Genomic DNA, 24,899 nt, shown 5'->3' with positions numbered 1-24,899 from the left:
TTAAGGTTTGGTAACGTTAAGTTCAAACTTATTATATATAGCTTTTATTCTATATTTAATTGCAACATTGTTTTTCGGAGGAGCAATTAAAGCGAAGAAAAGTGTTGGTGAGAAACAATCAACAAATGCATGGGGAAAAATTGCCATAATATTAACTGTTATTGGTTTCATTTCCCAGGTAGGCTACTTTATTACAAGATGGATCGCAGCAGGTCATGCCCCAGTTAGCAATTTATTTGAATTTACAACCTTTTTTGGGATGGCGTTAGTTGGGGCTTTTATAGTGATATATTTCATATATAAAACTCCATTGCTAGGTTTATTTACATTACCAGTAGCTATTTTAGTAATAGCATATGCAAGTATGTTTCCTAGAGAAATATCTCCATTAATTCCTGCCTTACAAAGTGATTGGCTTCATATTCATGTAACAACGGCTGCACTTGGAGAAGCTATTTTAGCAATTAGTTTTGCTGCGGGGCTAATCTACTTAGTGAAGTTTGTTGATCAAACAAAATCTAGTAAGCGAACTTTGTGGTTAGAAATTGTCTTTTTTGGTTTAGTAACAACACTTGGCTTCGTTATAACGGCCTCTACATTTTCTGCATTAGATTATCAAGCCGAATTTACTTGGGTTGATAAAGCAGGAAAAGAAGTGGCCACTGAATATACAATGCCTGCGTTAGTTGGTCCTCACAAAGGGGAACTGTTAACAGAAGGCGCTTTTAAACCATTAATTGAAACACCAGCAATCATTAATGCCAAGAAATTAAATACTGTTATTTGGTCCTTTGCTTCTGGTATAGTTTTATATTTTCTTTTAAGATTAATCTTAAGAAAAAGAATTGCGGCTTCACTTCAACCACTAGTGAAAAATATTAATTTGGATTTAGTGGATGAGATTAGTTATCGTTCTGTATTAATCGGCTTTCCCGTATTTACTTTAGGAGCATTAATATTTGCCATGATTTGGGCGCAAATAGCTTGGACACGGTTTTGGGGTTGGGATCCTAAAGAAGTTTGGGCACTTATTACTTGGTTATTTTACGCGGCTTTTCTTCATCTTAGATTATCTAAAGGGTGGCATGGTGAGAAATCCGCTTGGTTAGCGGTAATTGGATTTGTCATTATCATGTTTAATCTTGTAGCCGTTAACCTTGTAATAGCAGGATTACATTCTTACGCTGGTTAGTAAAAACAAAGTTGCCTTCACAGTATATTACGTGAAGGCTTTTTTCAAAAATTACTTAAATTGATAAATTACCAAATTTGCAACATATTTAAAGGAAAAAGCATAGAAAATTAGTTTTTTATTTTGTAAAATTAATTCATGGGGTGATTATTGATGGAAAAGGATGTTAGAATTTTAGTCGTTGATGATGAAGAAAGAATTCGTCGCTTATTAAAAATGTATTTAGAGCGAGAAGAATATACAATTGATGAAGCTGAAGATGGTAACGAAGCTTTAGTTAAAGCAATCAATAATGATTATGATGTTATTTTACTTGATTTAATGATGCCAGGCAAAGATGGCATTGAGGTATGTCGAGAATTAAGAGAAAAGAAAGCAACACCCGTTATTATGTTGACAGCAAAGGGTGAAGAAATTAATCGTGTTCAAGGCTTTGAGGTTGGAACAGATGATTATATCGTTAAACCCTTTAGCCCTCGCGAAGTTGTACTACGAGTAAAAGCGTTGCTACGTCGTTCTTCACAAACTAGTTATCTGCAAACTGATACTTCAACAAAAGATGTCATTGTGTTCCCACATTTAACAATTGATAACGATGCTCATCGGGTACTAGCAGATGGTAAAGAGGTTAGCTTAACTCCTAAAGAATATGAACTATTATTCTTCTTAGCAAAAGCTCCTGATAAAGTATTCGATCGTGAACAGCTTCTTAAAGAGGTTTGGCATTATGAATTCTTTGGTGACCTTAGAACTGTGGATACGCATGTAAAGCGTTTAAGAGAGAAGTTAAATAAAGTGTCAGAGCAAGCAGCAAGAATGATCGTAACAGTATGGGGTGTGGGTTACAAATTTGAGGTCATAAATGAATGATTGTTTTTAAAAGTGTAGTAGGGAAATTATGGTTAACGATTCTTTTACTTGTTTCCTTTATTTTGTTTATTCTTACTGTTATGCTTTTACAGTTTTTTGAAAACTATCATATATCTGAAACGGAAAAGGGACTTTTTAATACGGCAACTAGAATTGCAAGTATTTTAGAGGAACATAACGAAGAGGAATTATCTTTAGGTCTTGAGGTTTCTTGGAAATTAGTGGATGAAGTAACAAAGGTACTAATTGTTGAAGGTGAAAATGAACTTTATTATTCTCCGAATACTGAAGAATCTCAAAGGCTTTTGTTCTCTGATATTGAAAATGACCCATTGTTATCAAAGGTGTTAGCGGGAGGCGAGATTAAGAAGAAAGTATCATCGCTTCCTCTTTCAGATTCTAATCAAGATAAAAATCTTAATCATGTTATAATAGGTGTCCCTTTCAAGCAATCTAATTCTGACTATGGTGCTGTTTTTATTTATCAATCTTTAGAAGTTATCGAACAAACGTCAAACTCAACAACAAAGTTCATTCTACTTGTTGCTGGTGTTGCCATAATTTTAACAACCATCTTTGCATTCTTTTTATCCACCAGAATTACGGCTCCTCTTCGAAAAATGCGTGAAGCAGCCTTTGAAGTCGCAAGGGGAAAGTTTGATACTAAGGTTCCTATCCTAACAAATGATGAAATTGGCGAATTGGCAACTGCATTCAACCAGATGGGAAGACAGCTCAAATTTAATATGCATGCTCTTAATCAGGAAAAAGAACAATTATCAAGTATATTAAGTAGTATGGCAGATGGAGTAATCACTTTTAATCGTGATGGGACCATTTTAATTACAAATCCTCCAGCTGAGAGATTTTTACAAAACTGGTATTTTGAACAAGGGAATACACATGGTAAAACAGAAGCAATACCTTCCAAAGTGGATGAGCTTTTTCAAATGGCTGTAAGTACTGAACAAGAACAAGTTGGTGAAGTATCGATACAAGGTAGATACTGGGTTGTGATTATGACACCTCTTTATAATAATAAATTTATTAGAGGTGCTGTTGCTGTTATTCGTGATATGACAGAAGAAAGACAGATGGATAAACTCCGAAAGGATTTCATCGCAAATGTCTCACATGAGCTTAGAACACCAATTGCGATGTTACAGGGCTATAGTGAGGCCATAATTGATGATATTGCTCAAACGAATGAAGAGAAGAAGGAAATGGCTAGAGTCATCTATGATGAGTCACTCAGAATGGGTCGTTTAGTAAATGAACTACTTGACTTAGCACGAATGGAAGCAGGCCACCTTTTACTTTCTATTGATAGGGTAGAAATACCTGTCTATATCCAACGAATCATTCGTAAATTCCAAGGACTTGCAAAAGAAAGAGAGATTGAGTTATCTGTATTGATGACTGAAAGCGATCATTCCTTCTTACTAGACCCCGATCGTATTGAACAAGTATTAACGAATTTAATCGATAACGCCATCCGACACACACCAAATGGCGGTAGTGTTGTCGTAACAGAAACAACGGATGAAAAAGGGATGTCATTTGAAGTTAAGGATTCGGGATCCGGTATTCCAGAAGAAGATTTGCCATTTATATTTGAACGATTTTATAAAGCTGATAAAGCTAGAACACGAGGCCGTTCTGGAACTGGGCTCGGATTAGCAATCGCAAAGAATATTGTCGATGCGCATAAAGGTCATATTTCTGTTCAAAGTAAATTAGGACAAGGTACGACATTTTCCTTCTTTATTCCGCGAAGAAACGAGTAAAACAAGGAAAAATGCCGAAAGTTCTTGATTCACATGTAACAATTAAAAGCGTGAGAGGCTAGTTGTTGCAGTAAAGGTAATAATCTAAATTTTTAAATAATATTGTACTAAAGGAAGGTGTTTTTACATAAAATACCTTCCTTTTTATTATGAAAAAGTCTATATTTAAAAGTGAAACTTTTTCTATATAAATTACGACTAATTCTATGAACGGGGAGGGGATGGCTTTGGACTCCGTTTTCAACGATCTCTATGAAAAGTACCATCAAGATGTTTTTCAATTTCTCTTTTATATGGTGAGAAATAGAGAGCAAGCGGAAGACTTAATGCAAGAGGTATACATCAGAGTGTTAAAATCTCATCAACACTTTGAGGGGAAAAGTAGTGAGAAAACATGGTTATTTTCAATCGCAAGGAACGTAGCTATTGATGCTTTTCGCAAACAAAAGGGCTGGAAACAAAAAATAATGGAGAAGTTTGACTGGTCGTCTCAGCAAGTAAAAGATGAGTATCCAATCCCTGAAGAAATAGCTATACAGAAAGAAGAAATTCAATTGATGTATCAAGGATTAGAAAACTGTACGGTAGACCAGAAAATGGTCGTAATTATGAGATATATTCAGGAATTATCGATAACCGAAACAGCGGAAGCGCTTGGTTGGACTGAAAGTAAAGTGAAAACAACGCAGCACCGAGCTCTAAAGGTTTTGAAAAAGAACATGGAAGAATTGCTAGGGAAGGAGGAAAACACCAATGAAAAAGTCAGAGTGGAGCGATCATGAGCTCGAACAATTATTACAGCAAATGCCAAAAATAAAAGATCATCGCGATCCTCGTGACATCTATCAAAGTCTTTCTTTAAAAACGAAAAAACGAAGAGCACCAGCTTGGATTGTTCCTTCTGTAGCAACTCTTGCGGCAGTTCTGTTGTTATTCATATTAGCCCCACAAGTATGGCAAGGGAATTTTCAAGATTCCGCTTTAAAACAGGAAAGTAAGGATGTATTAGATAACAGTGATAAAATGGAAATGACGAAAATTATGCCTGATGATGATACTAAAAATGGGATTTCTAGTGGCCATCAAGATATTTCAATTATGGCAGCACCTGCTGAAACTGCCATATACGAAGAAGAACTAGATGAACAACAAGTCATTACTTATACCATTCCTGATCAGAACGCCCAAATATTTGTACCTGTTTCGGTCTTAGTACCAAAGAATAGCTCATGGGTCGAACTATATCAAAGCCAAGCTGAAAAGTTAACAGAAGAACAATGGGGATTAAGCGATTATTTTCCGTTAAACGCCACTTTAAGTATGATAGACGAGAAGACAATGAATATTGATGTACCTGAAGATCATGTATACGGAAATGGGTCGGCTAATGAAACCTTATTTATTAGTATTTTGGAGGAAACGATAAGCCGCAATGAGAACCTCCAGAAAATCACATTCAGTACAAATGGTAACCCGGGGATTATGCTTGGGAATTATGGAGAACGATTTGAAGTCAATAAACCTGAAACCAAAAAGAAATCCTACTTCATATTTAGACCAAATACTCAAAATTCGCCATTCATTGTACCTGGAATTGAAGGGTTTTCAGATATTGCAGCAGCTCTTGAATCCATGAGAGCTGGTAATGTTACTTATGGTTTAGAACCATCGATTCCAGCCGAATTTGTATTTGATATTAATGTAAGTTCCCAAGAACAATTGGTTTTGACCTTTACGGGTGAAGAACAATTACTAGATGAATCTAAATATGTATATTGCATTGAGGCAATCCTATTAACCGCCAAGGAGTTTGGATATAAATCCGTGAAATTTGAAAATAGTCCAATTACTCAAATTGGCAGGTTTAATATGGAAAACGAAATTAAAGTTCCTGTCGCACCTAATAAAGTGATATTACATTGAATATGAAGAGTCTGATTTTAAGGATCAGACTCTTTTTCTGTTGATTTAAATAAAAATACATAGTTCGCCTAAATTATTGATTGAATATTTTGTGTAAAGCCTATGAAGGACAGAACACATAGAGTAGATGTTAAAAATGTCCTTCATAAGGTCGATGAAGGACAAAACACATGGAATAGATGATGAAAATGTCCTTCATAAGGTCGATGAAGGACAAAACACATGGATAAATGTTTAAAATGTCTTTCATAAGGACAATGAAGAACAAAACACACCAAATTTATTGTCATAATATCTATCATTAAATCAATAAACTCCACTAACTTGAAATATGCCCATTGATGGACACCAATTACCTTAAAGTTCCTCCCCAAAATCCGACTAATCCTCTTCTTACAAGATATAATTGCACACCAATCATAAACAATATTTGTTGTGATTTTCCTATCAGGGAAAAGAAGTTTAATTTCCATCACATTACGAATTACGGCTGATTCAACTGATTCTTTACATCCGCATTCACTACACAAGGCATAATTCCCATGAACCGATATCAAAAACGATTGACAATCTTTACAGGTTATTCCCTTTTTAAGCTGGTAATACTCATATTTAGGCAATAAAGCATAAGGGGATTCAGTCTGGTGCAAAGAAACTAGTTTACCAGCTAACTGCTTGTGAAAGTTATTTAAGCTGGAGTGAATTGTATTAAACTTTTTTAAAAAGCGATTCAACTGAGTTGGATAAATAAATGGTAGGTTTGGTGGTGCTTGAAATAAAGTAAATTCGGGGTTAATAAATACGACGTGTGCTTCAATATTAAAATTAATTCGGTGGCTTTGAAGTAATTGATTTAGGATGATTGTGCTTCGATTTATCTGGTGTAAAGGATTTTTATAATCTATCCCTTTGACTGATTGTAATTTATCGGGTTCGTAACAAAAATCACCTTCAAAATTCTTCACCTCAAATAGATGAAAGGTTTCTTGAAAAATAATAGAGGTATCATACTGGGAAGTTGTGTTATTAGCCTTTAGCTGCAAATCGTTTAAAATTAAGCAATTGCTTTGAAGCTTCTCGGTTATTAAATCGAACTGTATTTCACCTTCGTAGCCTTTTTTTAGATTTAAATAATACCTTCTTTCATCTTCAGTTAATTCCATTCTTATGTTCAATATTCTGAGACACTTTAATAAATTTGATTCAGTTCTTTCTTTAAAAGCCATAGCATCATTTCCCCTCATAAATTCTACGTACAAATAAATCATATAGAAATAACATAGTAATTTGTTAAGTAATTATTGAATATTTTCTAAACAATTTATTTTTTACCTAATTTTGTATAAAATCCGTGGACATGTCCTATTCTAAGAAATGTGTCTAACATAGTACTCTTCGTTAGAATTGTTCTAAAAATATTCACACATACATATGGTGGATAGGGGAATACAAGTTGAAGGAGGAGCAACATGCTTGACTATTTAAAGCGATTTTTAATCGCGGGAATTATGGCACTTTGTGTTAGTTTGTTATTCTTTGGAGGTAAGCCTCAAGCAAGTAATTTGGATAAGCCAATAGATTGGCTCTGGCCGACTGATGGAATTATATCGGATACGTATGGAACAAGATTTGGTCAACATAAAGGAATTGATATTGCAGGTAGTTTAAATACACCAATTATTGCTGTAGACGATGGAACGGTAACCAAATCATACTATTCCGATACATATGGACATGTTATATTTATTAAACATAACAGTAATTTAGAAACGATATATGCGCATTTAAATAAAAGAGAAGTTAATGAGGGACAACGAATAAATAAAGGTCAAATAATAGGTAGAATGGGAAATACAGGGGAGTCGAACGGTGTTCACCTCCACTTTGAGGTACATGAAAACGAATGGACGTTCGAAAAAAAGAACGCATTTAATCCAGCTCTAGTTCTTGGAGAAGTTGAAGTTGGAAATTTGGTACAAGCCTCAGAAGAAGAAAATGCCCAATTTGTTGTGAAAAACATTATCCAAGAAAAAAGTGAGACAACAGCTGAAGAGAGTATGGCTATTCACAATGTAAAATCGGGAGAAACCCTTTGGTCAATTGCACAAATTTACTCAACGACAATTGAAAAGCTACAAGGAATGAATACGATAACAGATACAAAAATTTATGAAAACCAAGCTCTGAAAGTACCTAAATCCAAAAACAATAGTTATGTGGTCCAAGAAGGTGATACACTATCTTCCATTTCTGTAAGAACTAAATTGTCAATTGATGAGCTTAAAAACTTAAATCATTTACAATCGGATGTTATCTATCCATTACAAAAATTAAATAATCCAAACAAATAAAATGGATATTTATGAAAAAAGAGTTACAAAGCAATTATTAATAGTTGCTTTGTAACTCTTTTTATATCAGGCTGTTTTTAGCAAAGTTACGAAAACAGCCTTATCTAATAAAATATATAAGCATTTTTCTTCACACAATTCTGTATTTAAAGTATAATAAATTTGTAAAAAAATAGATCTATCTTCGGGGCTGGGTGAAATTCCCGACCGGCGGTGATGAGGATGTTTCTCTAAGCCCGCGAGCCGCAAGGCAGGATTTGGTGCGATTCCAAAGCCGACAGTAAAGTCTGGATGGGAGAAGATGGAGGTTCTGCGATCGTTTAAAATGTAGGGTTTTAAACGATTATTAAGCATGCCTTTGAATTCTCCCTCAAGAAGGTAATTCTTGGGGGATTTTTATTTAGGCTGTTTTTTGCTGAACCTTTCTCTTTGTGAAGTAGGTCACAAAAGGAGAGAGGAAGAAATGAAAAGATTAAAAATTAAGGCTTTAATTTCAATTGGTATGTTGAGCAGTATTTCGTACATTCTTATGTTATTAAATTTTCCACTGCCACCATTTCCAAACTTTTTAATGATTGACTTTAGTGATATTCCTGCAATAATCGCTGCATTAATTTTCGGTCCAATGGCGGGTGTTCTCGTCGAGTTATTTAAAAATATTCTTGATTATTTTATGACCGGAAGTGCAACAGGTGTACCAGTTGGCCATACCGCTAATTTTATTGCGGGAACTATTTTTGTTTTGTCAACTCATTTTATATTCCTAAAGCTTAAGTCGAAAAAAGGGATGACATTTGCTTTAGTTGGTGCCTCAATCATTATGGCAATATTAATGAGTATCCTAAATTATTTTGTTATTTTACCGGCTTATACCTTCTTTTTGAATGTACCGGCTATGTCTGCACCTGATACTAGACAAATGGTTGTAAGTGCGATATTACCTTTTAACCTTGTTAAAGGCTTAATTGTAACTGGAATGTTCATGATTATATATGTTCGTTTGCACAGTTGGATTGGTAAGCAAGCTACTTATAAAATATAAATGAAAACACAACGGTTTGTTTGACCGTTGTGTTTTTTTATTCATTCCAAATAAAAACCCCTTCATTTGAAGGGGCTAGTAACTTAACTAATAAAAATTATTCGAACTTTGTAGGGTTACCGTCAAAAGACTCATCTGCAACTTTAATAGAATCAGTTGGACATCCTTCAAAAGCATCCATCATATCATCAATTAATACATCTGGAATTTCAACGATACCTGCGTTATCGTCTAGAGTTACGAATGCAATACCTTCGTCATCGTAATCATAAATATCTGGTGCTGCTGCTCCGCATGCTCCACAAGCGATGCAAGTTTCTTTGTCAACAATTGTATACTTTGCCATGAAAAAAACCTCCCAATAATTAAACAATGATTCATGAAACGTTTCCAATAGAATGATTGGAAACGCATTCCTCATTCCCTATTGTAAAACTGAATGACGAACTTTTCAATAGGGAATGTATTGAGAATACTTATCAAATAAGGGTTTGTTACCATTTTATGTCCTTTTTTTCAACATTTTTTAGCCCCAGACCCTACCTAAACATGGTAAAATAAAAGTAGGTTTTTGTCGAGATTAGTTGAATCAACACTTATTTTCAAAAATCATGAATGTTTTAGTAGGTGAAAAACGAGTGGAAACTTATTTATCTTGTTTAATTCTTTCTTGCTTACAAAAGATTAATGGGGAACGTACCACTTATTCCATATACCATTTGCTCAAAGGGAAAAAGTCATCTCAAACTATTCAAGATGCGCATTTGTTTAATATGACAAATCTTTTTCAAACATTCCCTCAATTAAGCCGTAACTTTTTCGAAGAAATAATTAGAGATCTTAATAGCAAAAATTATATTCAAATAGTGGATGTTGATAAATATAAGATTACAACAAGAGGAATGGCTCATTTAGAGCAAACTCTAATAAAGATGCCAATACCGGGTGCCCTTAATGGGTGGAAGTACCATTCTATTCAAGAAGATTTTTGGAAAAGGTTAACACTACTGATTCAGGTTTGTTCAAATTTAATCAATTACAATTCATCCTACATACCTATTCAAAATGATAATAAGACATCTGATTGGGTAAAAGAAATTTTAATAAAGCTTAGTAAAAAAAGGGAAGAACTATCCAATGAGTTATTGCAAGAAGTTATTAACTGTCTAAACACCAAAGATGAAATTATGCCTGAGGTGGTTGTTTGGAGATTAACAGGTCATAAACAAATTGGATTAACTTCAGTTCAAGTAGCAGAATTGTTTAAAATGGATATGAACTATTTTCATTTACATTTTTTAAGTACCATACACTATATGATTGATAGGATTTCAGCTAGTAGAAACCAATATCCTATTCTTCAAAATCTTTTAATTGATTATCAAAAACCAATTGTATTAACTAACTCTTCCTTAGTAACATATCGATACTTACAATTAGGATATAATATCGATGAAATAGCATCTGCTAGAAACTTAAAAAATAGCACTATTGAGGATCATATTGTTGAAATTGCCTTAAATGAAACGGATTTTTCATTGGAACCTTTTGTCCCAATCGAAGTTGAACATAAAATTAGGGTGGTAATTCAAAAATTAAATTCAAAGCAATTAAAAATGATTCGTCAAGAGTTAAAGGAGAATATCTCCTATTTTCAAATAAGACTTGTTCAAGCAAGGTTAGGTGAGCCCATATGAATCTTGAGGGAACATTATTTGAGCTTTTTGGTTTTAAAGAATTTCGTCCAGGACAAAAGGAGATTATTACCTCGCTTTTGGAAAACAAGGATACAATAGGAGTATTACCTACAGGAACTGGTAAATCATTATGTTATCAGTTTGTCGGAAATATTTTGGACGGCCATGTGTTAATCGTTTCTCCATTGCTCTCTCTCATGCAGGATCAAGTTGAGCAAATGAAGGCTAAAGGAGAAAAGAGCGTCGTTGCCATTAATTCTTTTTTAAATCATGATCAAAAAAACGTGGTAATACACTCTCTAGCTAGTTATAAATTCATATTTATTTCACCAGAAATGTTACAAGTTGAGTATATTTTTAAAAAGCTTCAACATTTAAATATTTCTTTGTTTGTCATCGATGAGGCACATTGTATATCACAATGGGGGTATGACTTTCGAACTGATTATTTAAAGCTTGGTGAAATACGTAAACAACTTCAGTCACCGCTTACATTAGCGTTGACTGCCACTGCTACAACAGAAGTGACAAAAGATATTATCCTAACATTAGCTATTCAACAGGCAGCTATATATGAAACAACTGTTGACAGGCCCAATATTGCAATAAAGACCGAGTTTTATGAAGATATGAAAGCAAAGCAACTAGCTGTTATCTCTCATCTTAAGAATTTAGAGGGGCCAGGTATCATTTATTTTTCGAGTAAAAAACTAGCAGAACAAACAGTTGAATTATTAAAGCTACATGGGATAACTAAAGTGATGGCATATCATGGTGGAATGACTCATGAAGACAGAATTTTGATTCAACAACAGTTTCTTTATGGCCAAGTAGACTATATTTGTGCAACGAGTGCATTTGGTATGGGAATAAATAAAGAAGACATTCGATTTGTTATCCATTTCCATATGCCATTGCAAATGGAATCCTATCTTCAAGAAATTGGTCGTGCAGGAAGGGATGGAAAACAAAGTATAGCTATTCTTCTCTATGCCAATGGGGATGAAAGTCTGGCTCTTCAATTAGCTGAGGGGGAATTGCCATCTCTCTCCCAATTGGATTGGCTTACTCATGAAATTGATCATAGTGTTGTTAAAGAAAATGTAACAAAAATCCTTACAGAAGAAATAAGGCATCGAGGAGGCTTTACGGAAATTCAATGGAGGGTCACTCTTGACTATATTCAAAGCCATTTTGATCAGCATGGTACCTTAAATACGATTATGAATAAATTTAAAAACTTTGTATGTACTAGAAGAAATCTGAAAATCAAAAAGATATTTGAAATGGTTAACTTTATAAAAAAAACAGATTGTAAAAGAAATGCCATATTGAATCATTTTGGAGAGCCGGACCTTGCTCATAAAATATCTAACTGTTGTGACCATTGTGGATTAAATTTGAATGATTTTCATCCAATTAAAAGTAAAAGTGAGGAAGTAAAAGATGAAATGAAAGATTGGGTTTGGAAGTTAACGAAACTGTTAACTCCAATCGATAAAGGCGAGTGAACCTGGATGAAAAATAAATATCAAGATTTAGTCAGGGATTTGTCAGAAAGAGAACTTTTAGTACACTTATATGTAACTCAAGTAATATTATTATCGATATCGCTAATTTTAGGATTAATTATTTATAAGGATTTATGGTTTATCGGGTCTTTATTTATCTGGAACGACACTTCCATTTTCTCGATTGGAGTACTTGCAGGCATATTAGTAGTGTTTATGGATTTATTTTTTATGAAAGTTCTCCCAAAGTCATTTTATGATGATGGAGGATTAAATGAAAAGATTTTTCAGAATAGAAATATACTTCATATCGCTATAATTGCTTTGTTTGTTGCTTTTAGTGAGGAATTATTATTCCGTGGTATTATTCAAACTCATGTTGGATTGATTGGGGCAAGCATTATTTTTGCTGTTATTCACTATAGGTATTTATTTAACTGGTATCTATTTGCGAATATAATCATTTTAAGCTTTCTTATTGGGTATATCTTTTACTTAACTGATAACCTTGCTGTAACGTTTGTTATGCATTTTATTGTGGATTTCCTTCTTGGCAGTTTTATTATGATAAAAAATAAAAAATCACAGAACAAAGGAAGTGATTTTTCATGAATCACGAAGAACCGTATCGTAATCAAGCAGAAAGATTAAGACAAAAAATAGAAAAGGTAAAAGATGGTGGAGTCGTCATAACAGAAAAACATGAATTACCTAGTCGAACGGATATTCACCGAAATAAAAAGAATAAAACAAAATTAAAAGTAAAGTTTCCCATTATTCGTTTATTAGCATTGTTCTTTATTTTGTTACCAGTTGTCATTATTAGTGCATATTCTGTTTTAGGCTCCAAGGATATAAATACTAGTGATAAGGTCAGTACAGTAGACCGTGGTGGATATGAGATAAATGTTGAAGAGAATGATGTTTTGGAACCTGTAGGTGAGGAAATGGCTGAAGAAACTCCCACTATCGAGGAAGTAGTGGATGATGAAGCAGAAAAGAATGAAAATGTTTCGGACCAAGAAACTACCGAACCTGTAAAGGAAGAGGAATTAGACACAACGAATCAACCTTCTGCAGAAAAGGAACAAACACAGACTGATACAACAAATGTAGGGGAAACTACAACCAAAACTAATCTAATCTATCATACGGTTCAACCAAATGAAAATTTATTCCGGATAGCAATAAAATATTATCAATCCCAATCAGGAATTGAAATTATTCAAAAAGCTAATAATTTAAATGGGATTGAAATCATGGTAGGACAAGTATTAAAAATACCTAAATAAAATAGTATTTAGTTATCATTCCTTTTTATTCTCCAACATATAATGTGGACAAGAGCCTATTTTTATATGATGAGAGAGGGAAGTAGATGGAACCTATCAAATCACTAGATGAGAAAACGGACCCAGCGACAAAGCAAATGCTTCAAAATGTGGTCAAAAAGAAAAAGAAATTTGATAAATATAAATTTGCGCATAATCTTTCTATCGTTTCAACACTTGTATTAACGTCATGGTTTTTATCTTATCTTTATCATTTAATTGGTAATTACTCATCGTATTCATTTTTAGATATTTTTTCAATATTTTTAAGTAATGATATAAACATTCTTTTCTTACTTACCATCATAGGAGTATATTTCGGGATGAATGTACTAAAAAAGCAGCGGGAGAAGTTTGAAAAGGAATTTCATGGATTGAGATGTGAAATAGTTGATCGTAGTAAAGATTTATGGAAAAGAGAAGAGGAATGGAAAAATCGTCATGTGGTTTTTGAAATGATGAAGAAGGAATATGATATTAATTTATTTCATGAACATAAATAAATTGGCTGGCTCTTTTAGGAGCCAACCTTTATTAAAAGCTTTAAAAAAATATCTTTTTGTCTCTTTCTTCTTTTAATATTTCGACTGCTTCTCTAAATCTTTGAGAATGGATAATTTCTCTTTCTCGTAAATAACGGAGACCATCGTTTAAGTCTGGGTCATCACTTAAGTTAATAATCCATTGATAGGTTGCTCGCGCCTTCTCTTCAGCCGCGATGTCTTCATATAAATCAGCAATTGGGTCACCCTTTGCTTGGATATAGGATGCAGTCCAAGGGACACCAGAGGCATTATGATAAAAAAGGGCATTATCATGCACCGCATAATGATCTCCTAAACCAGCAGCTTTCATCATTTCAGGTGTGGCATCTTTTGTTAATTTATATATCATAGTGGCAATCATTTCTAAATGAGCAAATTCTTCGGTGCCAATATCAGTGAGTAATCCTATTACTTTATCTGGAATAGAATAGCGCTGGTTTAAATATCTTAATGCAGCAGCTAATTCTCCATCTGCTCCACCATATTGTTCAATTAGAAATTTGGCAAGCATTGGATTACAGGTACTTACTCTTACGGGATATTGTAATTTTTTCTCGTATATCCACATTTAGTTGTATTCCTCCCCCTAAATAAAAATCTACTTAAAAGCGGAAATTATTTAGATTTGCCACGGCCAAGGCGAGTCATTCCAGTTCCATGGATATCCCGAATAACTATTTCCGAATTGCTGTAGAGGACCATATATACTTTCTACGGCTTTCTTTAATTTCTTTCTTTCTTTCGCATAATGATTAAACTGTTTAATCGCTTCTAAATCCTCAGGATGGGTATCTAAATATAATGTTAATTCAACAAGAACAAAATCAACTGCTTGGAGCTGTTCCATTAATGGATAAAATTCTGGAGGAAGTTGTTTCATTCAGAACGAGCCCCCTTCCCTTGTTCATAAGGATTAAAATATGGATCATAAAAAGCCTTCCAAAGCGTCCCCGCTCTTAAAGCCTCCTCGGGTGAAAACTGTGGTAAATTTGGTGGTTGGAATCCCATATATAAATTGGGTGGAGTAGAGAATACTTTTTCCCCGATAGGCTTACAAGGATCAAAAGGACTCACATATGGACAGTACGTTTTGTAAAGTGTGAACATAATAGCCCTCCCTTATAAGAACAATCACTCAAATATACGTGAAAATATAGTTAATTATTCCTGTTCATCAAATGTTCTTCCCAAGGAGAAGAGGGATTTTTTCATTAAGAGGAGAATATATTAATTGAGTTAAATTTTACTAAGAGGTGATAAAATTGTTTGTTAAAAGTATTATGCTTCCGAAACACTATTGTGTAACAATCCAACAAAATGAAACAATTAAAAATGCACTAACTAAATTAGAAGAACACTCCATTGATGGTATTCCTGTTTTAGATGGGGATCAATATGTTGGAGTGGTAACGAGATATGGTATTTATGAGAACTTTTTTAATTCTAATCAATCAAAAGACACCTACCTTGAAACAACTCCAGTAACAGAGGTTGTTAAATATGAGGATAAGTTTTTAGAAGGAAATGAAATGTTCGAAAAAACATTAGTGGACTTAAAAGATTTTCCATTACTTGCGGTAGTAGGAGCAAATAAGAAATTTCTTGGAATCGTTACTCGTTTCGATGTAATGGAGCAGTTCCAGAGTGCTTTTGGAATGAATAGACCAGGTGTTAGAATTGCCTTTACATCAGTAGAGACAGAAGGAAGAATTGCTCGTTTAGCTGAAATCGCTCATCATTTTCATGAACATATTATTTCATTGGTTACGTTTGACGAAACAGATAAGCTTGTTCGTAGAATTGTAATGAAAATTGAAAAGAAAGACAATATCGATAAATTCACAAGAAAATTAGAAGAGTCAGGATTTAGAATTTTAAATATTGATGAAATATAAGGTATTAATAATTGAAATAAAAACCCTCTCATACATTGGTATGGGAGGGATTTTTTTGAGATATTTACCATTGTTAATTGTTTCGATTATTTTCGGTTATTTTTACATTAATTGGTTACCACTTCCGAGTACCATAACGATACATAACATCATTATGGAATTTGTGCTAAATCCAGTTTTGTTCTTTGTGGCAACTATCAGCTTTTTTATCGGTTTTATTACAAATGGAATCTTTATTAGGAGTACCTTTCTCATGTTTAAAAGTGTAAAAAAATATAATGGGAATATGATGCTGGAGCCTATTCTAAATATACTAATACTTATTTTTACCTGTTTTTTTCTGGTGAAATTGAACTTATGGCCAATGACTTTGTTTTTTAGTTTTTCTTTTGTGTATGGTATGATGACAATTGGTAAAAATAATTAATTTTTCGGTGGAGGTAAAATGGAGTTTATAGGTTTAGGTATATTAATTATTATCGGCCTTCTTATTTATATGATTAAAGAGGGATTCCTTAATCAGGTAATCCAAAACGAAATTCGATTTCCGGACTTTCCTGATACTTTTGGTGATGTTACTATTTTTTTTATATCTGATATTCATCGTAGAAAAATTTCAAGAAGATTAATGGCTAAAATAAATAAAAAAGTAGATATGGTGATCATTGGTGGGGATTTAACTGAAAAAGGAGTTCCATTTAACCAAGTAAAAAATAATATTGAATTACTAAAAGAATTGGGACCCGTTTACTTTGTATGGGGAAATAATGATTATGAAGTGGATTACCATGAATTAGATGCCTTTTTACTGTCAAATGGTGTAAAAATACTTGATAACACTGCAGTTAAGTTTGAGTCCTCTGCAGGTGAAACATTAGTATTATTGGGCGTAGATGATTTGAATGAAAAAAGAGATCGACTAGATTATGCTTTATCTGATGCAGGTGAGGAAGGATTTAGAATATTAGTATCGCATGATCCAAGAATAACCACCAAAATGACTATAGACCAAAATATTCGTCTTGTATTAGCAGGACATACACATGGTGGACAAATTCGGATTTTTGGGTACAGTCCTTATGAAAAAGGTGGAATTAAAAAACTTCCTCATACCATTCTTCTTACTAGTAATGGATATGGAACTACAGCAATTCCAATGAGATTAGGAGCTAGAGCTGAAACACATTTAATTACCCTGAAAAAAGGAATTTAAAATTTACCAACCAATAGGTGAGATTACAAAATTTAGACAAATCACCATCCTCCAATGATGAACATACACTGTAAATAAGATTTAACTAGAGCAATTTCTAAAAACTGCATTAGTTTTATGGGTTGTTCTTTTAAGCAAATTGAAAAATCCTATCAGTGAATAGTTACGTCATAGCAGGAGGCATCGACATGCGCTTAGAGCGAATTACGATTAATAAAATTAAAGTTTCTCTTAGCTCCGATGATCTTTTTGATCGGGGGATTTCTAAAGAAGACATTTGGAAGGACTCAAATAAGTGGCACCAATTGTTCCATGAAATGTTGGATGAGGCTTCTGACGAGTTTGGCGTTGATATACGTGGTCAAGTAGCAGTTGAGGTTTTTTCCTTACAAACACAGGGTATGATAATGATTATTACGATGGAAGACGATGAAGTAGAAGAAGAAGACTTCCGATCTGATGGGTTTATTGAGATGCAAGTTACGCTAGGAGGGTGTAATGAATTTTTATTTGAATTTGGCGATTTTGAAGATGTCATACAATTGTCAAAACGTCTGTTTTCTTTAAATGTATTAGATGGAAGTCTATACTTAAAGGATAATAAGTACTACTTATATTTTGATTCCTCCCACAACATTATCTTCGATAAAATTGATTGTATTCTTTCTGAATATGGTACCCCATCATTGGTGAGCACGCATGTGCTACAAGAATATGGAACTGTCATAATGGAATCAAAGGCAATAGAGAAAGTTAATCATTTTTTTAAATAGTTTTTTATAGAGGTGGATAACACCTCTGTTTTTATGAACAGCAAATCTTTATAAAAAACTGTTTATGTAAATAATTTTGTTAGCGTTTACATAAAATAATCAAAAAATGGAGAAAAGTTTATTTTTCATCTTGCATTAAAAAAACAAAGGTGTATACTATGTCATGGAAGCGGACTAAGACCGTAATAGTGTTTTTTAGGAGGTTTACAAATGGTAGCCGATAAGGGTGCTGAAAATAAACAAATTGAAGACAAACATGACGTTTTAAAGTCAACTCAAACTGTAATTCATAAGGCTTTAGAGAAGCTTGGATACACTGAAGAAGTGTACGAGCTTTTAAAAGAGCCTCTTCGTATGATGACTGTAAAAATTCCAGTACGAATGGATGATGGGTCTGTAAAAGTCTTTACTGGCTACCGTGCTCAGCACAATGATGCTGTAGGTCCTACTAAGGGAGGAATTCGTTTCCACCCAGGTGTAACGGAAAAAGAAGTAAAGGCGCTTTCTATTTGGATGAGTTTAAAATGTGGAATTGTTGATTTACCATATGGTGGGGGAAAAGGTGGTATCATTTGTGATCCACGTGATATGTCTTTTCGCGAACTTGAAAGATTGAGTAGAGGCTATGTAAGAGCCATTAGTCAAATTGTTGGTCCTACAAAAGATATCCCGGCCCCAGATGTATTTACAAATTCCCAAATTATGGCTTGGATGATGGATGAATACAGTCGAATTGATGAATTTAATTCGCCAGGATTTATTACAGGTAAACCGCTTGTATTAGGTGGATCTCATGGTCGTGAATCTGCTACAGCTAAGGGTGTAACCATTTGTATCTACGAAGCTGCTAAAAAGAAGGGTATTCAATTAGAAGGTGCACGCGTTGTTGTTCAAGGATTTGGTAATGCAGGAAGCTACCTTTCCAAATTCATGCACGATGCAGGTGCAAAAGTGGTTGGAATATCTGATGCATATGGTGCTCTTTATGATCCTAATGGACTTGATATAGACTATTTACTGGATCGTAGAGATAGTTTTGGAACGGTTACAAAATTATTTGATAATACCATTACCAATAAAGAATTGCTTGAATTAGATTGTGATATTTTAGTGCCGGCTGCAATTGAAAATCAGATTACAGAGGAAAATGCACATAATATTCGCGCAACCATTGTGGTAGAAGCTGCAAATGGCCCAACTACTCTAGAAGCTACCCAAATTTTAACAGATCGCGGAATTCTTCTTGTTCCTGATGTTTTAGCTTCGGCAGGTGGAGTAACGGTTTCTTATTTCGAATGGGTTCAAAATAACCAAGGTTATTACTGGAGCGAACAAGAGGTCGAGGAAAAACTTGAAAAAGTTATGATAAGATCATTTAATAATATTTATGATACAGCCCAATCCCGCCGAGTAGATATGAGATTAGCTGCATATATGGTTGGAGTTAGAAAAATGGCAGAAGCTAGTAGATATAGAGGTTGGATTTAAAACTAAGCTATGAAATATGACTTAATAAATTGATATATGGTATTAAATCTCCTATCATAAGATAGGAGATTTTTTTTGAAAAGGAGTAGATGAAAATGGAGGATATAATTATTGTTGGTGGAGGACCATGTGGTTTGGCTGCTGCGATTGCGTTAAAAGAGATTGGTAAAAATCCGTTAATAATTGAAAAAGGAAATATCGTCAATGCAATCTACCGTTACCCAACGCATCAGACCTTTTTTAGTACCAGTGAAAAATTAGAAATTGGGGATATCCCTTTTATGACTGAAGATTACAAGCCGAGACGGAGCCAGGCTTTAGTCTATTATCGCGAGGTTGCGAAGCGAAAGCAGCTAAGAATACATCCATTCGAAACGGTATTAGGAGTAACTAATGAGGATGATTGTTTTTTTGTCAATACAGATAAAAGACAATATCGTGCAAAGTACGTTATCATTGCAACAGGTTATTATGATAATCCGAATTATCTGAATATACCTGGGGAGAATCTTCCAAAGGTTTCACATTATTTCAAAGAGGCCCATCCTTATCATAATTTAGACGTTTGTGTCATTGGTGGGAAAAATTCAAGTGTGGATGCAACACTTGAGCTGGTAAAAGCAGGTGCACGTGTAACTGTGCTTTATCGTGGAGAAACATATTCACCAAGTATAAAGCCATGGATCTTGCCCGAATTTGATGCCTTAATTCGCAATGATATAGTCAAAATGGAATTTAATGCACATCTAAAGGAAATTACAAACGAAGAAGTAATTTTTGTAAAAGATGGCAAAGTAAGAAGCGTAAAGAATGATTATGTATTTGCTATGATTGGATATCATCCAGATCACCACTTTCTTAAGAAGATGGGTGTTCAAATCGACGAAGCCTCAGGTAGACCAATGTTTGACAATGAAACAATGGAAACGAACATAAAAGGTATTTTTATTGCAGGTGTTATAGCAGCTGGAAATAACGCAAATGAAATCTTTATTGAAAATGGTCGATTTCATGGAGGATTAATAGCACAAGCTATATTAAAAGAGGAAAAAAATCAGGGATAGTCTCCCTGATTTTAATGCTGAAAAATATTTTCTACTTCTTTCATATCGTTCGTGTAAGATAAGGCAATTAAAAGCTTTAATCTTGCTTTTTGACCATTTAGTCCATTTGAGAAAATTACTCCCAAATCCTTTAACTGCTTTCCTCCGCCTTCATACCCATAAATATCTTGAACAATTCCATTAAAACAACGAGATACTAGCACAACAGGAATCTTATTATCAACTAATAGTTTTACACCATCAACTGCTCTAGGAGGTAAATTTCCTTGGCCAAGTGCTTCAATTACTACACCATCATAACCTAAGTCATTTATTGCAGTTAAGAAGGTCGAATCCATCCCAGCATATGCCTTCAAAAGAATCACGTTTTTTGAAATGCTCTCAATATTGTAACATTCTCTACTCGTTGGTGTATGATGAAAAACAATTCCCCTTTTTGTAATGATTCCGATTGGACCATATTGGGGACTCTGGAACGTTGATATATTGCTGGTATGGGTTTTTGTTACATTCTTTGCAGTGTGAATTTCATCATTTAATACAACTAAAACGCCTTTTCCTATGGCAGCATCATTAATGGATACTCTAACGGACTCAATTAAATTATATAGTCCGTCTGAACCTATCTCATTACTAGAGCGCATTGCCCCTGTCACAATAATTGGAATGTTGATTGGTATAGCTAGGTCTAAAAAATATGCCGTTTCTTCTAATGTATCTGTGCCATGTGTAATGACAACACCTTCAATTTGATTGTTTTGATAGTGATGTTCAATCATGTTTTTTATAGTAAGCATTTCTTTAGTTGTAATGTGAGGTGAAGGTAAATTAAACGGCTCCTCAACTATAATATTCGCTAGATTATTCAATACATTAGTATTATCAGTTATTGGATTATGTTTCCCAGGTTTAACTGCCCCTGTAGCTGCATCCTCGCTCATGGATATAGTTCCGCCAGTGTGAATGATCAAGATTTTTTTCTGCATATATTTCCTCCATAAAACCTATATTCGCATAAACAGCATTTTCAATCTTACTATAACATGATACGATTAAGAAAACCGATTGAAAAGAGGATTTCGCCATGTTAGCGATATTGTCTGCTGGGGTTGCACCTGGTCTAGCATTATTAAGCTATTTTTACTTAAAAGATGATTATGAAATGGAACCGATATCCTTTGTTTTTAAGACTTTTATTTTTGGTGCACTTCTAGTATTCCCTCTGATGTTTATTCAATATGTCTTTGAAACGGAAATGGTTTTTCACGCAAACTGGTTGAATGCCTTTGTTTCCGCAAGTTTACTTGAAGAATTTTTTAAATGGTTTATTCTGTTTTATACAGTTTATAAGCATCTTTCCTTTGATGAACCGTATGATGGAATTGTTTATGGTGCCGCTGTATCTTTAGGATTTGCAACGGTTGAAAATATATTTTATTTAATTGGGAATGGCTTTGAGCATGCCATCGGTAGAGCGTTACTCCCTGTATCGAGCCATGCATTGTTTGGAGTCATTATGGGATTTTATTTAGGTAAAGGTAAATTTTCAATCGTAAAAAATAAAAAATGGATATTTTTATCCTTGTTTGTCCCTTTTGTACTTCATGGTACCTACGATTTTATTTTACTTTCTCAAACAAACTGGATTCAATATATAGTCCCATTTATGATTTTTCTTTGGTGGCTAGGCTTAAGGAAAGTAAAGAAAGCACGGATATTATCAACGAAGCATCTAGAAAACAAACTCAAAATCAATAACACTCTTCCCTTTTAACAATTGAGGTGAAGAGTTTTTTTATTTTTTTTGATAGCTTTAGTCAAAAAGTTAATTCCACTACTTCGACTCTTAATGAATAAAATCCCAATAACTACAAAAAATAGGGTTAATGTAAATTCATATTATATATGGAGGTCTAGTTCCATGAAAAGGAAGTTTTCTCATGTATTAAAATGGCTGGCAATTATCTCCCTCGCATTTTTTGTTTTACCAAGTAGTGGAGATCAAACGAAAGTTAAGGCGTTTTCTAACCAAGTCATCCAGCAGGGATCTGTTGGTGATGATGTCATTGAACTACAATCAAGGCTCCAATATTTAGGTTTTTATAATGGGAAAATTGATGGCGTTTTTGGTTGGGGCACTTACTGGGCATTACGAAATTTTCAATATGAATTTGGGTTACCAATCGATGGTTTAGCTGGTACTTTAACAAAGGCTAAACTTGTTAAAGCATCAAAATACAATAAAGGTTTCGTCAAAGAACAAATAAAAAAAGGCAAGAAATTCACCCATTATGGTGGTGTTCCTGTAGAGAAACAGGCAAAGAATACGAATCAAACAAACAAGAATATTGCTACTCCTAAACCTAAGCCAGCTGCTGCACAAAAGCCAACAGCTGCTAACGTACCTAGTGGCTATTCAGCAAATGACATCCAATTGATGGCTAATGCTGTTTATGGTGAGTCAAGAGGCGAGCCTTATACAGGTCAAGTAGCTGTTGCTGCTGTCATATTAAACCGAGTGCAAAGTGCATCGTTTCCTGATACGGTTTCAGGAGTCATTTTTGAACCAAGGGCATTTACAGCTGTAGCTGATGGTCAAATTTGGCTAACACCTAATGAGTCAGCAAAAAAAGCAGTCCTAGATGCTATTAATGGCTGGGATCCAACAGGTAATGCAATTTACTATTTCAACCCAGATACCGCAACGAGTGGTTGGATTTGGGGAAGACCTCAAATTAAACGAATTGGCAAACACATATTCTGTAAATAAAAGGGGGGAAAGAGATTGATTAGAGGCATTTTAATTGGCGTATTATCTCTAGGGGTAGCAGGAACTGCTATTTGGGGATACCAGGAACACCGGGAAAAGAATGCTGTTTTAATAAATGCAGAAAATAATTACCAAAGAGCGTTCCATGATTTAACCTTTCAAGTAGATTTACTAAACGATAAAATTGGAACAACGTTAGCGATGAATTCTAAAAAGTCACTATCTCCAGCTTTAGCGGATGTTTGGAGAATTACATCTCAAGCACATAGCGATGTGGGACAATTACCACTTACATTATTACCATTTAATAAAACAGAAGAATTTTTAGCTCAAATCGGTGATTTTAGTTATCGAACGGCAGTAAGAGATCTCGAGAAGGAACCTTTATCCGATAAAGAATACAAGCATTTGCAAACGCTTTATAAACAATCAGCCGAAATTCAGAAAGAATTACGTGAGGTTCAGCACCTTGTCATTAAGAATAATCTGCGTTGGATGGATGTAGAATTAGCTTTATCTACAAATGAACCGGGTGATAACACGGTTATTGACGGTTTTAAAACAGTTGAAAAGACGGTTTCTGAATATGATGAGGTGAATTTTGGGCCGGCATTTGCAAACATGCAAGAAAAAGATGAAAACTTTGAAAATTTAAATGGTCCAACTATTTCTAAAAAGGAAGCTATAAAAATTGCCCAAAAGTACTCAGGACTTAAGGCAGATGATGAAGTTAGAGTTGTCGAAAATGGGAAGGGATCGAATTATGGCTTTTATAGCGTTTCTATTCTTGATAAGGAATCAAGAACAGAAGCGAACATGGATATTACTAAAAAAGGTGGATATCCAATATGGTATCTATTATCTAGAGATATTAAAAACCAAAAAATAAGTTTAAATGAAGCTTCTAAAAAAGCAATCGGCTTTTTATCAGATAATGGCTTTAAGGATTTAGACTTATTTGAGAGTTCACAATATGACCATATTGGAGTATTTACATTTGTAAGTAAATTAGATGATGTTAGAATTTATCCTGATTCCATTAAAGTCAAAGTAGCATTAGATAATGGAAATATTATTGGTATTGCAGCAAATGACTATCTACGGTCAAACCGGACAAGGGAAATACCAGAGCCTAAGATAACCGAGGAAGAAGCTCGGACTAAAATTAGTCCCAATTTAACCGTTCAACAACACGGATTGGCTGTTGTTCTGAATGATTTAAATGAAGAGGTTCTATGTCATGAATTTTTAGGTACGATGAATGATGATACTTATCGAATATATATCAATGCTGAATCTGGATTTGAAGAAAAAGTGGATAAACTTCATAATGCAGAGCCCATCTATGAAGATGTACTTTAAGGAAAAGCAGAATTTGCTTTTCCTTTTTATTCACTATTAGTTTAATAAAAGTAAAATTTCCCTATACTATTATTGAATATTATGT

The 24,899-nt window shown here is 34.0% G+C and carries 27 protein-coding genes and 1 riboswitch; of the genes, 21 read left to right on the top strand and 6 right to left on the bottom strand.

Annotation, left to right across the window (positions count from 1 at the left end):
• The first annotated feature begins 7 nt into the window (after window positions 1-7).
• The 5 genes from ccsB to LRP83_RS10160 all read left to right on the top strand — a co-directional run bounded on the left by ccsB (window position 8) and on the right by LRP83_RS10160 (window position 5,772).
• Entirely contained in the window at window positions 8-1,192 is a 1,185-nt protein-coding gene (gene ccsB / locus LRP83_RS10180) for a c-type cytochrome biogenesis protein CcsB (protein WP_230496589.1), read from the top strand.
• A gap of 153 nt (window positions 1,193-1,345) precedes the next feature.
• The gene (locus tag LRP83_RS10175; RefSeq protein ID WP_230496588.1) at window positions 1,346-2,062 is read left to right on the top strand and encodes a response regulator transcription factor; all 717 of its coding nucleotides are present in this window, start codon (window positions 1,346-1,348) and stop codon (window positions 2,060-2,062) included.
• Window positions 2,059-3,849, top strand: a complete 1,791-nt coding sequence (locus tag LRP83_RS10170; RefSeq protein WP_230496587.1) for an ATP-binding protein — start codon at window positions 2,059-2,061, stop codon at window positions 3,847-3,849. The genes LRP83_RS10175 and LRP83_RS10170 overlap by 4 nt, the downstream gene beginning before the upstream one ends.
• 206 nt (window positions 3,850-4,055) lie before the next feature.
• Window positions 4,056-4,631: an RNA polymerase sigma factor SigX gene (sigX, locus tag LRP83_RS10165; protein ID WP_290369529.1), complete on the top strand. Its 576-nt coding sequence runs from the start codon at window positions 4,056-4,058 to the stop codon at window positions 4,629-4,631.
• Entirely contained in the window at window positions 4,603-5,772 is a 1,170-nt protein-coding gene (locus tag LRP83_RS10160; protein WP_230496585.1) for an RsiX family anti-sigma factor, read from the top strand. The genes sigX and LRP83_RS10160 overlap by 29 nt, the downstream gene beginning before the upstream one ends.
• Before the next feature lie 143 nt (window positions 5,773-5,915).
• On the opposite strand, the gene LRP83_RS10155 is transcribed toward LRP83_RS10160, so the two are convergent.
• Entirely contained in the window at window positions 5,916-6,998 is a 1,083-nt protein-coding gene (locus LRP83_RS10155; RefSeq protein WP_230496584.1) for a nuclease-related domain-containing protein, read from the bottom strand.
• A gap of 243 nt (window positions 6,999-7,241) precedes the next feature.
• On the opposite strand from LRP83_RS10155, the gene LRP83_RS10150 reads away from it, so the two are divergent.
• A complete protein-coding gene (locus LRP83_RS10150) occupies window positions 7,242-8,123 on the top strand; it encodes a M23 family metallopeptidase (RefSeq protein ID WP_230496583.1) in 882 nt (293 codons plus the stop codon).
• Window positions 8,124-8,299: 176 nt separating this feature from the next.
• Window positions 8,300-8,430: riboswitch (FMN riboswitch) on the top strand.
• 156 nt (window positions 8,431-8,586) lie between these two features.
• The gene (locus LRP83_RS10145; protein WP_230496582.1) at window positions 8,587-9,165 is read left to right on the top strand and encodes an ECF transporter S component; all 579 of its coding nucleotides are present in this window, start codon (window positions 8,587-8,589) and stop codon (window positions 9,163-9,165) included.
• A gap of 97 nt (window positions 9,166-9,262) precedes the next feature.
• Here LRP83_RS10145 and LRP83_RS10140 read toward each other — a convergent pair whose 3' ends face one another.
• Window positions 9,263-9,511 (bottom strand): ferredoxin, encoded by a 249-nt coding sequence (locus tag LRP83_RS10140; protein ID WP_230496581.1) that lies wholly within the window; start codon window positions 9,509-9,511, stop codon window positions 9,263-9,265.
• Between the two features lie 265 nt (window positions 9,512-9,776).
• Between LRP83_RS10140 and LRP83_RS10135 the strand changes: the two genes are divergently transcribed.
• The 5 genes from LRP83_RS10135 (at window position 9,777) to LRP83_RS10115 (ending at window position 14,207) form a co-directional block, all read left to right on the top strand.
• Window positions 9,777-10,862, top strand: coding sequence for a YpbB family protein (locus LRP83_RS10135; protein WP_230496580.1), 1,086 nt, complete (start codon window positions 9,777-9,779; stop codon window positions 10,860-10,862).
• Window positions 10,859-12,373: a RecQ family ATP-dependent DNA helicase gene (locus tag LRP83_RS10130; RefSeq protein ID WP_230496579.1), complete on the top strand. Its 1,515-nt coding sequence runs from the start codon at window positions 10,859-10,861 to the stop codon at window positions 12,371-12,373. The genes LRP83_RS10135 and LRP83_RS10130 overlap by 4 nt, the downstream gene beginning before the upstream one ends.
• 6 nt (window positions 12,374-12,379) lie before the next feature.
• A complete protein-coding gene (locus LRP83_RS10125) occupies window positions 12,380-12,985 on the top strand; it encodes a CPBP family intramembrane glutamic endopeptidase (protein ID WP_230496578.1) in 606 nt (201 codons plus the stop codon).
• A complete protein-coding gene (locus LRP83_RS10120) occupies window positions 12,982-13,665 on the top strand; it encodes a LysM peptidoglycan-binding domain-containing protein (RefSeq protein WP_230496577.1) in 684 nt (227 codons plus the stop codon). The genes LRP83_RS10125 and LRP83_RS10120 overlap by 4 nt, the downstream gene beginning before the upstream one ends.
• 86 nt (window positions 13,666-13,751) lie before the next feature.
• A complete protein-coding gene (locus LRP83_RS10115) occupies window positions 13,752-14,207 on the top strand; it encodes a DUF2663 family protein (protein ID WP_230496576.1) in 456 nt (151 codons plus the stop codon).
• 40 nt (window positions 14,208-14,247) lie between these two features.
• On the opposite strand, the gene LRP83_RS10110 is transcribed toward LRP83_RS10115, so the two are convergent.
• From LRP83_RS10110 to LRP83_RS10100, 3 genes are read right to left on the bottom strand one after another with little or no spacing between them, the layout of a single operon-like run.
• Window positions 14,248-14,817, bottom strand: a complete 570-nt coding sequence (locus tag LRP83_RS10110; protein ID WP_230496575.1) for a manganese catalase family protein — start codon at window positions 14,815-14,817, stop codon at window positions 14,248-14,250.
• Window positions 14,818-14,868: 51 nt separating this feature from the next.
• Window positions 14,869-15,129, bottom strand: a complete 261-nt coding sequence (locus LRP83_RS10105) for a spore coat protein CotJB (RefSeq protein WP_230496574.1) — start codon at window positions 15,127-15,129, stop codon at window positions 14,869-14,871.
• On the bottom strand, window positions 15,126-15,356 hold the full coding sequence (locus LRP83_RS10100) for a spore coat associated protein CotJA (protein WP_230496573.1): 231 nt from the start codon (window positions 15,354-15,356) through the stop codon (window positions 15,126-15,128). Before LRP83_RS10100 ends, LRP83_RS10105 begins: the two co-directional genes overlap by 4 nt.
• 155 nt (window positions 15,357-15,511) lie before the next feature.
• Here LRP83_RS10100 and LRP83_RS10095 point away from each other — a divergent pair, with 155 nt between their 5' ends.
• The 6 genes from LRP83_RS10095 to LRP83_RS10070 all read left to right on the top strand — a co-directional run bounded on the left by LRP83_RS10095 (window position 15,512) and on the right by LRP83_RS10070 (window position 20,682).
• Window positions 15,512-16,144, top strand: a complete 633-nt coding sequence (locus tag LRP83_RS10095) for a CBS domain-containing protein (protein ID WP_230496572.1) — start codon at window positions 15,512-15,514, stop codon at window positions 16,142-16,144.
• Window positions 16,145-16,199: 55 nt separating this feature from the next.
• A complete protein-coding gene (locus LRP83_RS10090; protein ID WP_230496571.1) occupies window positions 16,200-16,571 on the top strand; it encodes a hypothetical protein in 372 nt (123 codons plus the stop codon).
• An 18-nt stretch (window positions 16,572-16,589) separates the two neighbouring features.
• Complete coding sequence (locus LRP83_RS10085) at window positions 16,590-17,357, top strand: metallophosphoesterase (protein WP_230496570.1); 768 nt, start codon at window positions 16,590-16,592, stop codon at window positions 17,355-17,357.
• A 188-nt stretch (window positions 17,358-17,545) separates the two neighbouring features.
• The gene (locus tag LRP83_RS10080; protein ID WP_230496569.1) at window positions 17,546-18,130 is read left to right on the top strand and encodes a genetic competence negative regulator; all 585 of its coding nucleotides are present in this window, start codon (window positions 17,546-17,548) and stop codon (window positions 18,128-18,130) included.
• Window positions 18,131-18,340: 210 nt separating this feature from the next.
• Window positions 18,341-19,618: a Glu/Leu/Phe/Val family dehydrogenase gene (locus tag LRP83_RS10075; RefSeq protein ID WP_230496568.1), complete on the top strand. Its 1,278-nt coding sequence runs from the start codon at window positions 18,341-18,343 to the stop codon at window positions 19,616-19,618.
• Between the two features lie 89 nt (window positions 19,619-19,707).
• A complete protein-coding gene (locus LRP83_RS10070) occupies window positions 19,708-20,682 on the top strand; it encodes a YpdA family putative bacillithiol disulfide reductase (protein ID WP_230496567.1) in 975 nt (324 codons plus the stop codon).
• A gap of 11 nt (window positions 20,683-20,693) precedes the next feature.
• On the opposite strand, the gene LRP83_RS10065 is transcribed toward LRP83_RS10070, so the two are convergent.
• A complete protein-coding gene (locus tag LRP83_RS10065; RefSeq protein WP_230496566.1) occupies window positions 20,694-21,668 on the bottom strand; it encodes an asparaginase in 975 nt (324 codons plus the stop codon).
• Between the two features lie 98 nt (window positions 21,669-21,766).
• On the opposite strand from LRP83_RS10065, the gene prsW reads away from it, so the two are divergent.
• From prsW to ypeB, 3 genes are all read left to right on the top strand, one after another.
• Entirely contained in the window at window positions 21,767-22,456 is a 690-nt protein-coding gene (gene prsW / locus LRP83_RS10060) for a glutamic-type intramembrane protease PrsW (RefSeq protein WP_230496565.1), read from the top strand.
• A gap of 147 nt (window positions 22,457-22,603) precedes the next feature.
• Window positions 22,604-23,452 (top strand): spore cortex-lytic enzyme, encoded by an 849-nt coding sequence (sleB, locus tag LRP83_RS10055; RefSeq protein WP_230496564.1) that lies wholly within the window; start codon window positions 22,604-22,606, stop codon window positions 23,450-23,452.
• A 15-nt stretch (window positions 23,453-23,467) separates the two neighbouring features.
• The gene (gene ypeB, locus LRP83_RS10050) at window positions 23,468-24,814 is read left to right on the top strand and encodes a germination protein YpeB (protein WP_230496563.1); all 1,347 of its coding nucleotides are present in this window, start codon (window positions 23,468-23,470) and stop codon (window positions 24,812-24,814) included.
• Window positions 24,815-24,899: the final 85 nt, after the last annotated feature.

Source organism: Pseudoneobacillus rhizosphaerae (assembly GCF_917563885.1).
Lineage (GTDB): Bacteria > Bacillota > Bacilli > Bacillales > Cytobacillaceae > Pseudoneobacillus > Pseudoneobacillus rhizosphaerae.
This window is presented reverse-complemented; position numbering and strand designations above follow the sequence as displayed.

Coding starts and splice junctions, on each gene's coding strand:
- LRP83_RS10170 (WP_230496587.1), top strand. CDS start 2,059: ATGATTGTTTTTAAAAGTGTAGTAGGGAAATTATGGTTAACGATTCTT.
- LRP83_RS10140 (WP_230496581.1), bottom strand. CDS start 9,511: ATGGCAAAGTATACAATTGTTGACAAAGAAACTTGCATCGCTTGTGGA.
- LRP83_RS10155 (WP_230496584.1), bottom strand. CDS start 6,998: ATGGCTTTTAAAGAAAGAACTGAATCAAATTTATTAAAGTGTCTCAGA.
- LRP83_RS10075 (WP_230496568.1), top strand. CDS start 18,341: ATGGTAGCCGATAAGGGTGCTGAAAATAAACAAATTGAAGACAAACAT.
- LRP83_RS10160 (WP_230496585.1), top strand. CDS start 4,603: ATGAAAAAGTCAGAGTGGAGCGATCATGAGCTCGAACAATTATTACAG.
- LRP83_RS10100 (WP_230496573.1), bottom strand. CDS start 15,356: ATGTTCACACTTTACAAAACGTACTGTCCATATGTGAGTCCTTTTGAT.
- sigX (WP_290369529.1), top strand. CDS start 4,056: ATGAACGGGGAGGGGATGGCTTTGGACTCCGTTTTCAACGATCTCTAT.
- LRP83_RS10150 (WP_230496583.1), top strand. CDS start 7,242: ATGCTTGACTATTTAAAGCGATTTTTAATCGCGGGAATTATGGCACTT.
- LRP83_RS10105 (WP_230496574.1), bottom strand. CDS start 15,129: ATGAAACAACTTCCTCCAGAATTTTATCCATTAATGGAACAGCTCCAA.
- LRP83_RS10120 (WP_230496577.1), top strand. CDS start 12,982: ATGAATCACGAAGAACCGTATCGTAATCAAGCAGAAAGATTAAGACAA.
- LRP83_RS10065 (WP_230496566.1), bottom strand. CDS start 21,668: ATGCAGAAAAAAATCTTGATCATTCACACTGGCGGAACTATATCCATG.
- LRP83_RS10125 (WP_230496578.1), top strand. CDS start 12,380: ATGAAAAATAAATATCAAGATTTAGTCAGGGATTTGTCAGAAAGAGAA.
- LRP83_RS10145 (WP_230496582.1), top strand. CDS start 8,587: ATGAAAAGATTAAAAATTAAGGCTTTAATTTCAATTGGTATGTTGAGC.
- LRP83_RS10115 (WP_230496576.1), top strand. CDS start 13,752: ATGGAACCTATCAAATCACTAGATGAGAAAACGGACCCAGCGACAAAG.
- prsW (WP_230496565.1), top strand. CDS start 21,767: ATGTTAGCGATATTGTCTGCTGGGGTTGCACCTGGTCTAGCATTATTA.
- LRP83_RS10070 (WP_230496567.1), top strand. CDS start 19,708: ATGAAAATGGAGGATATAATTATTGTTGGTGGAGGACCATGTGGTTTG.
- sleB (WP_230496564.1), top strand. CDS start 22,604: ATGAAAAGGAAGTTTTCTCATGTATTAAAATGGCTGGCAATTATCTCC.
- LRP83_RS10085 (WP_230496570.1), top strand. CDS start 16,590: ATGGAGTTTATAGGTTTAGGTATATTAATTATTATCGGCCTTCTTATT.
- LRP83_RS10135 (WP_230496580.1), top strand. CDS start 9,777: ATGAATGTTTTAGTAGGTGAAAAACGAGTGGAAACTTATTTATCTTGT.
- LRP83_RS10110 (WP_230496575.1), bottom strand. CDS start 14,817: ATGTGGATATACGAGAAAAAATTACAATATCCCGTAAGAGTAAGTACC.
- LRP83_RS10175 (WP_230496588.1), top strand. CDS start 1,346: ATGGAAAAGGATGTTAGAATTTTAGTCGTTGATGATGAAGAAAGAATT.
- LRP83_RS10130 (WP_230496579.1), top strand. CDS start 10,859: ATGAATCTTGAGGGAACATTATTTGAGCTTTTTGGTTTTAAAGAATTT.
- LRP83_RS10080 (WP_230496569.1), top strand. CDS start 17,546: ATGCGCTTAGAGCGAATTACGATTAATAAAATTAAAGTTTCTCTTAGC.